Source organism: Streptomyces sp. NPDC055078 (assembly GCF_053607985.1).
Genome location: NZ_JBSGUP010000507.1, coordinates 1 through 5,996 on the forward strand (window position 1 = coordinate 1; position 5,996 = coordinate 5,996).

The 5,996-nt window shown below is 72.2% G+C and carries 7 protein-coding genes; 5 read left to right on the forward strand and 2 right to left on the reverse strand.

Annotated features, from left to right (window positions below; genetic code table 11):
- The first annotated feature begins 42 nt into the window (after positions 1-42).
- Positions 43-699 carry an MBL fold metallo-hydrolase gene (locus ACWF94_RS30575; RefSeq protein ID WP_453495702.1) on the forward strand — a complete coding sequence of 219 codons (657 nt, stop codon included), beginning with the start codon at positions 43-45 and terminating at the stop codon, positions 697-699.
- Between the two features lie 121 nt (positions 700-820).
- Here the strand turns inward: ACWF94_RS30575 and ACWF94_RS30580 are convergent, their stop codons facing one another.
- Positions 821-2,134, reverse strand: coding sequence for an ATP-binding protein (locus ACWF94_RS30580; protein WP_453495684.1), 1,314 nt, complete (start codon positions 2,132-2,134; stop codon positions 821-823).
- A 98-nt stretch (positions 2,135-2,232) separates the two neighbouring features.
- Complete coding sequence (locus ACWF94_RS30585) at positions 2,233-2,889, reverse strand: response regulator transcription factor (RefSeq protein WP_453495687.1); 657 nt, start codon at positions 2,887-2,889, stop codon at positions 2,233-2,235.
- A 230-nt stretch (positions 2,890-3,119) separates the two neighbouring features.
- On the opposite strand from ACWF94_RS30585, the gene ACWF94_RS30590 reads away from it, so the two are divergent.
- The 4 genes from ACWF94_RS30590 to ACWF94_RS30605 form a co-directional block, all read left to right on the forward strand.
- On the forward strand, positions 3,120-3,668 hold the full coding sequence (locus ACWF94_RS30590; RefSeq protein ID WP_453495690.1) for a hypothetical protein: 549 nt from the start codon (positions 3,120-3,122) through the stop codon (positions 3,666-3,668).
- Positions 3,665-4,822 (forward strand): efflux RND transporter periplasmic adaptor subunit, encoded by a 1,158-nt coding sequence (locus ACWF94_RS30595; RefSeq protein WP_453495693.1) that lies wholly within the window; start codon positions 3,665-3,667, stop codon positions 4,820-4,822. The genes ACWF94_RS30590 and ACWF94_RS30595 overlap by 4 nt, the downstream gene beginning before the upstream one ends.
- Positions 4,819-5,508 (forward strand): ABC transporter ATP-binding protein, encoded by a 690-nt coding sequence (locus ACWF94_RS30600; RefSeq protein ID WP_453495696.1) that lies wholly within the window; start codon positions 4,819-4,821, stop codon positions 5,506-5,508. The genes ACWF94_RS30595 and ACWF94_RS30600 overlap by 4 nt, the downstream gene beginning before the upstream one ends.
- A partial coding sequence (locus ACWF94_RS30605; RefSeq protein ID WP_453495699.1) for an ABC transporter permease occupies positions 5,505-5,996 on the forward strand: 492 nt, incomplete at its 3' end. The genes ACWF94_RS30600 and ACWF94_RS30605, both read left to right, overlap by 4 nt.

The following is a 5,996-nucleotide window of genomic DNA, read 5'->3' on the forward strand; positions in this document are numbered from 1 at the left end:
GGGCACGGCCGCCCGTACTCCCCCCGCTATAGGCTGCCCACCATGACGTACAGCGGAATGGTGACGGTCGGCGGGCCCGCGGATGTCCACGAGCTGACGGACCTGATGATCTCCAAGGTCGCGGTCGGCTCCATGGACAACAACAGCTATCTGCTGCGCTGCCGCGCGACCGGAGAGCAAATGCTGATCGACGCCGCCGCCGAACCGGAGACCCTGCTGACCCTGATCGGCGACGACTCCATCGCCTCCGTCGTCACCACGCACCGCCACGGCGACCACTGGCAGGCGCTCGCCGAGGTGGTCGGCGCGACCGGCGCCCGTACGTACGCGGGCGCGTACGACGCCGAGGGCATCCCCGTCCCGACCGATGTCCTCGTCGGGGACGGGGACACCGTCCGCGTCGGCCGGGTCGAGCTGACCGCACGCCATCTGGTGGGGCACACACCGGGCTCGATCGCCCTGGTCTTCGACGATCCGCACGGGCATCCGCATCTGTTCACCGGCGACTGCCTCTTCCCCGGCGGGGTCGGCAACACCCGCAAGGATCCGGCCGCCTTCGCCAGCCTCATCCACGACGTCGAGACCAAGCTGTTCGACCGGCTGCCGGACGAGACCTGGGTCTACCCGGGGCACGGCAGGGACACCACGCTCGGCGCCGAGCGCCCGCATCTGCCGGAGTGGCGCGAACGCGGTTGGTGACGCCGGCCTCCGGGCGGGGCGGTCCCGCGCGGGACCGGGGCGGCCGAGGCCGGCCGGACCCCCCGGACCCTGCCGGGAGCCCACCACGGATCCGCGCCGGAGCACGCGCGCTGGTCACCGCTCACGGCGGCAGCGTGACCGTCACCACCAGGCCGCCGCCCTCGCGGGGGCGTGCGGTGACCGTGCCCTCGTGGGCGCGGGCGACGGCGCGGACGATCGACAGGCCGAGCCCGGCGCCCTTCGCGCTGACCACCCGGTCCGCGCCGAGGCGGCGGAAGGGTTCGAACAGGGCCGGGATGTCATACGGGGGGACCGTGGGCCCGGTGTTGCTCACCTCGATCTCGGCGTGGCCGTCGTCCCGGGTGCGGCTGGTGATGTGCAGTGAGCCGCCGCGACCCGCGTTGTGCCGGATCCCATTCTCGACGAGGTTGTGGACCAGGCGTTCCAGCAGCAGCGCGTCTCCGGTCGTCAGGGCCTCGGCCGGCTCCTCGCGGACGGTGATTCCGGCGCGCTCCGCCTCCGGCGCGGTCTGGGCGACGACATGGGTGACGACATCGGCCAGATCGACGGGGCGGCGGTCGGTGATCTCGTTCTCCGAGTCGGCGAGCAGCAGCAGCCCGCTGATCAGCCGCTCGTGCCGGGTGTTGATCTCCAGCAGATTCTCCCCGAGCTGTTTGACGTCGTCGGACGCCGTTCTGCGGTGCATGGCGACCTCGACGAGGGCGCGGCCGAGCGTGAGCGGGGTGCGCAGTTCGTGGGAGGCGTTGGCGACGAAGCGGCGCTGCCCGTCGAAGGAGCGGTCGAGGCGTTCGACCATGGTGTCGAAGGTGTCGGCGAGATCCTTCACCTCGTCGTGCGGGCCGTTGAGCGCGATCCGCTCGTGCAGTCCCCGCCCGGCGGCCGGGGCGGCGGCGATCCGCCGCGCGGTCTCCGTCACCCGGTGCAGCGGGGCCAGTACGCGCCCGGCGACCAGCCAGCCGAATCCGGCGGCGGTGCAGCCGACGCCCAGCAGCACGATGCCGCCCTGGGTGAGCATGGAGGTCGTCGCCGCGTCCTGGACCGCCTGGCGCTGCTTCCTCAGCCATTCGTCGGGGTTCCCGACGTTGATCCGGGTGCCGTCCTGAGTGAGGACGTAGGACTCCTTGGACAGGGCCGGGGCATCGGGGACGCCGGACGCGGACGGCTCGGGAACACCCGGCCCGGACGGCTCCACAGCACCCGAAGCGGACGGCTCGGGAACACCCGGAGCGGATGCCTCAGGGGCACCCGAAGCGGACGGCCGGGGGACGCCGGCGATCAGGTTCCGCCCGAAGATCTTGGGGTCTCCCCCGCTGAGCTGCTGGTTGAACAGGGCGTAGACGACACTGAGCAGCACCACCCCCGCGACCAGGAAGAGCCCGCCGTAGATGAGGGTGAGGCGGGTGCGCAGCGACATGCCGCGGGTGAGTGTCTTCTTCGACCGCTTCGGCTGCTTCCCCCGCCCGGGCCCGGGCCGGGTCCGGAGCCGCCCGCGCCGCGTCATGGCATCCGGTGTCATGAGATCCGGTACCCCGCTCCCGTGACCGTCTCGACGACGGGCGGGCCGCCGAGCTTGCGCCGGAGTTTGAGGACGGCGAGGCGGACGGCCCCGGTGAACGGGTCCGCGTGCTCGTCCCACGCCTTCTCCAGCAGTTGTTCGGCGGAGACCACCGCTCCGTCGGCACGCAGCAGTTCGGCGAGTACGGCGAACTCCTTCCGTGACAGCGGTACGTAGCGCCCCTCCCGGAACACCTCACGGCGGGCGGGGTCCAGGGTGATGCCCGCCCGGCGCAGTACGGGCGGCACCGCGGGCCGGGAGCGCCGGCCCAGCGCCAGTACGCGGGCGGCGAGTTCGGGGAACGCGAACGGTTTGGTGAGGTAGTCGTCGGCGCCGAGACCCAGGCCGTCGACCCGGTCGGCGACCTCGGCGGCGGCGGTGAGCATCAGCACCCTCAGGGTCGCGCCGGAGGCGGCCAGTTCGCGGCAGACGTCGTCGCCGTGCACGGCGGGCAGGTCCCGGTCCAGCACGACCACGTCGTAGTCGTTGACGGCGATGCGCTCCAGCGCCGCCGCGCCGTCGTTGACGATGTCGACCGCGTGCGTCTCCTCGCGCAGCCACTCCGCGATCGCATCGGCGAGCATCGGCTCGTCCTCCACCACCAGTACCCGCATCCGCCGCCCCGCTCTCCGGTTCGCGGGGCCCGCTCCACACCTGACATGGCGCGGCCCCTGGGGCCATGGTGACGGCCACGGCGTTTCCGCGGTGTTAGGCCGCTTCTGACGGATCTCACCCGGCTCGCCGCCCCGGCCCGGCGGTGGAAACGGCGAGGAAACGGGCGGTTGAGTTGCATCGCTGCCGAGCGGCCGGAATCTCTCCGGCCCGCGACAGAAGGAGACGAGCGATGCGAACTCGCACCCGCTCCGCGCTGGCGGCATTCCCGCTCGCGCTGGCGCTTGCCCTGACCGGATGCGGCTCCGGCGATGACGACGACGGCAAGGTGGCGTCGGCGGCCGAGGGCGAGAACGCGAAGAAGGCCGGCAGCGCGAAGCCGAGCCTGGATCCCAAGGAGATGGGGCTGAAGTTCGCCGCGTGCATGCGCAAGAACGGGGTCCCCATGGAGGACCCGGTGGACGGCCGGGTGATGGTCAAGCAGAAGGCGGGCGAAGGCCCGGACCGGGCCACGATGGACAAGGCCATGAAGGCGTGCCGTGAGTTCCAGCCGCAGGGCACGGGGCCCGGCGGCAAGCCCGACCCCAAGGTCCGTGACGCGATGCAGAAGTACGCGCAGTGCATGCGTAAGAACGGCGTCGAGGACTTCCCCGACCCGCAGGCCGGCGGCGGTATCCGCATGGACGCCAAGCAGGCGGAGGACCCGGACTTCAAGAAGGCCGAGCAGGCGTGCAAGGGCCTGATGAGCGCCGGTCGCCAGGCCGGGGAGAAGCAGGAATGAGCGAGACGACCATGGAGCAAGTGGCCGGGGAGGTCCCTGCGGAGGAGCCGGCTCCGGTCCGGCCGCCGCGCCGTCGCCGGGCCCGCGGACGGGGCCGGAACATCGCCGTCGCCGTCGCCGTCCTGGCCGCCGGTGGCGCGGTGGCCGCGGCCACGCTCGGACTCGGCGGCGACAGCGGATCGGGCGACGGCAAGGCCGCGAGCGATCTCCCCCCGAACACCGCCAAGGTGACCAGGCAGACCCTGGAGGATGTCCACCGCGAGGGCGGCCGGCTCGGCCACGGCCCGGCCACCACCCTCTCCGGGCGGCTGTCGGGCACGCTGACCGATCTGCCGGAGACCGGCGACCGCGTCACCCGGGGCAAGCCGCTGTACGAGGTCGACAACCGCCCGGTCACGCTGATGTACGGCACGCTGCCCGCGTACCGGCCTCTTAAGGAGGGTGTGGAGGGCCAGGACGTCAAGCAGTTGGAGAGCAACCTCAGTGCGCTCGGGTACACCGGGTTCACCGTGGACGACGAGTTCACGGACGCGACGGCGGACGCGGTGAAGGAGTGGCAGGAGGATCTCGGTCTTGAGGAGACCGGCGCGGTGGATCTGGGCCGGGTGGTGTTCGCCTCCGGGGCCGTGCAGGTGGACGGCCTGGAGGCAGCCGTGGGCGATCCGCTCGGTCCCGGGGGCAAGATCCTTGAGTACACCGGCACCGCACGGGCCGTCACCGTAGAACTCGAAGCCGCGGATCAGCGGCTCGCGAAGAAGGGCGCGACCGTCACCGTCACCCTGCCCGACGACACGGAGGTTAAGGGCCGGATCGACGAGGTCTCCACGGTCATCGAACCGGCGACCGGGCAGGAGGAGGCGTCGACCAAGGTCGAGGTGGTCGTGGGTCTGACCGGCACGAAGGCCCAGAAGGCGGCCGACCAGTACGTCCTGGCGACCGTGAACGTGGACTTCACGGCGGACACCCGCAAGGACGTGCTGACGGTGCCGGTTTCGGCGCTGCTGGCACTCGCCGAGGGCGGCTTCGGGGTGGAGGTCGTCAACGGCGGTACGGCGTCGTACGTCCCGGTCACCACCGGTCTGTTCGCCGACGGCCGGGTGGAGATCTCCGGGACGGGTATCGCCGAGGGCACGACCGTGGGGATACCGAAGTGATCGCACTGACGGATGTGACCAAGGTGTATCCCGGCGGAGTCGCCGCGCTGGGCGGGGTCTCGCTGCGGATCGCCCGCGGTGAACTCCTCGGCATCGTCGGCCCGTCCGGCTCGGGCAAGTCGACCATGCTGCATGTGCTGGGCACCCTGGACCGGCCGACGGCGGGGAGTGTGCACATCGACGGCTACGACGTGGGCGCGCTCTCCGACGCCCGGCTCTCCGCGCTGCGGGCGAGCCGGATCGGGTTTGTGTTCCAGCAGTTCCATCTGGCCTCGGGCACGGCGGCGCTGGACAATGTGGCCGACGGCCTTCTGTACTGCGGGCTGCGACCGGCGGAGCGGCGGCGGCGTGCCGCCGCGGCGCTGGAGCGGGTCGGTCTGGGCCACCGGATGGACCATGAGCCGCACGAACTGTCCGGCGGTGAGCGCCAGCGCGTCGCCATCGCCCGCGCGGTGGCCGGTGAGCCGCCTCTGCTGCTCGCCGACGAGCCGACGGGTGCGCTGGACTCGGCCTCGGGGGCCGGTGTGATGGCGTTGCTGCGTGAACTGCACGCCGCCGGCACCACCGTGGTGATCATCACCCATGACCGGGAGATCGCCGACGCGCTGCCCCGGCAGGTACGGATGCGGGACGGGCTGATCGTCGAGGACGCCGCCCTCGCGGATGCGGTGGGGGTGGGCCGATGACCTCCCACACGACTCTGCCGACGGCGGAGACCCTGAACCCGGACGGCCCGGATGGCCCGGACAGCCCAGGCACCGCGAGCCCCGAGGCGCTGCGCCCGTCCCGGCTGGGGCCGCGCGATGTGCTCAAGGTGGGTGCGGTGGGGCTGCGCACCCGTCCGCTGCGTGCCTTTCTGTCGGCGCTCGGCATCGCGATCGGTATCGCCGCGATGGTCGCGGTCGTGGGCATCTCGTCCTCGTCGCGCGCCGGACTCGACCGTACGCTCGCGTCCCTGGGCACCAATCTGCTCACGGTCTCTCCGGGCACCACGATGGCGGGCGACGACGCCAAGCTGCCGCTGGAGGCCGAGGCCATGGTCGGCAGGATCGGCCCGGTGGATTCGGTGTCGGCGACCGGGAAGCTCGACGAGGCGAGGGTCTACCGCAACGACCGGATTCCGGAGGCGGAGACGGGCGGTCTGTCCGCCTATGCCGTACGCACCGGGCTGCGC

Bases quoted from the DNA above. Each gene is read 5' to 3' on its own strand.
- ACWF94_RS30575 (WP_453495702.1), top strand. From the start codon at position 43: ATGACGTACAGCGGAATGGTGACGGTCGGCGGGCCCGCGGATGTCCAC.
- ACWF94_RS30590 (WP_453495690.1), top strand. From the start codon at position 3,120: ATGCGAACTCGCACCCGCTCCGCGCTGGCGGCATTCCCGCTCGCGCTG.
- ACWF94_RS30595 (WP_453495693.1), top strand. From the start codon at position 3,665: ATGAGCGAGACGACCATGGAGCAAGTGGCCGGGGAGGTCCCTGCGGAG.
- ACWF94_RS30580 (WP_453495684.1), bottom strand. From the start codon at position 2,134: ATGTCGCTGCGCACCCGCCTCACCCTCATCTACGGCGGGCTCTTCCTG.
- ACWF94_RS30585 (WP_453495687.1), bottom strand. From the start codon at position 2,889: ATGCGGGTACTGGTGGTGGAGGACGAGCCGATGCTCGCCGATGCGATC.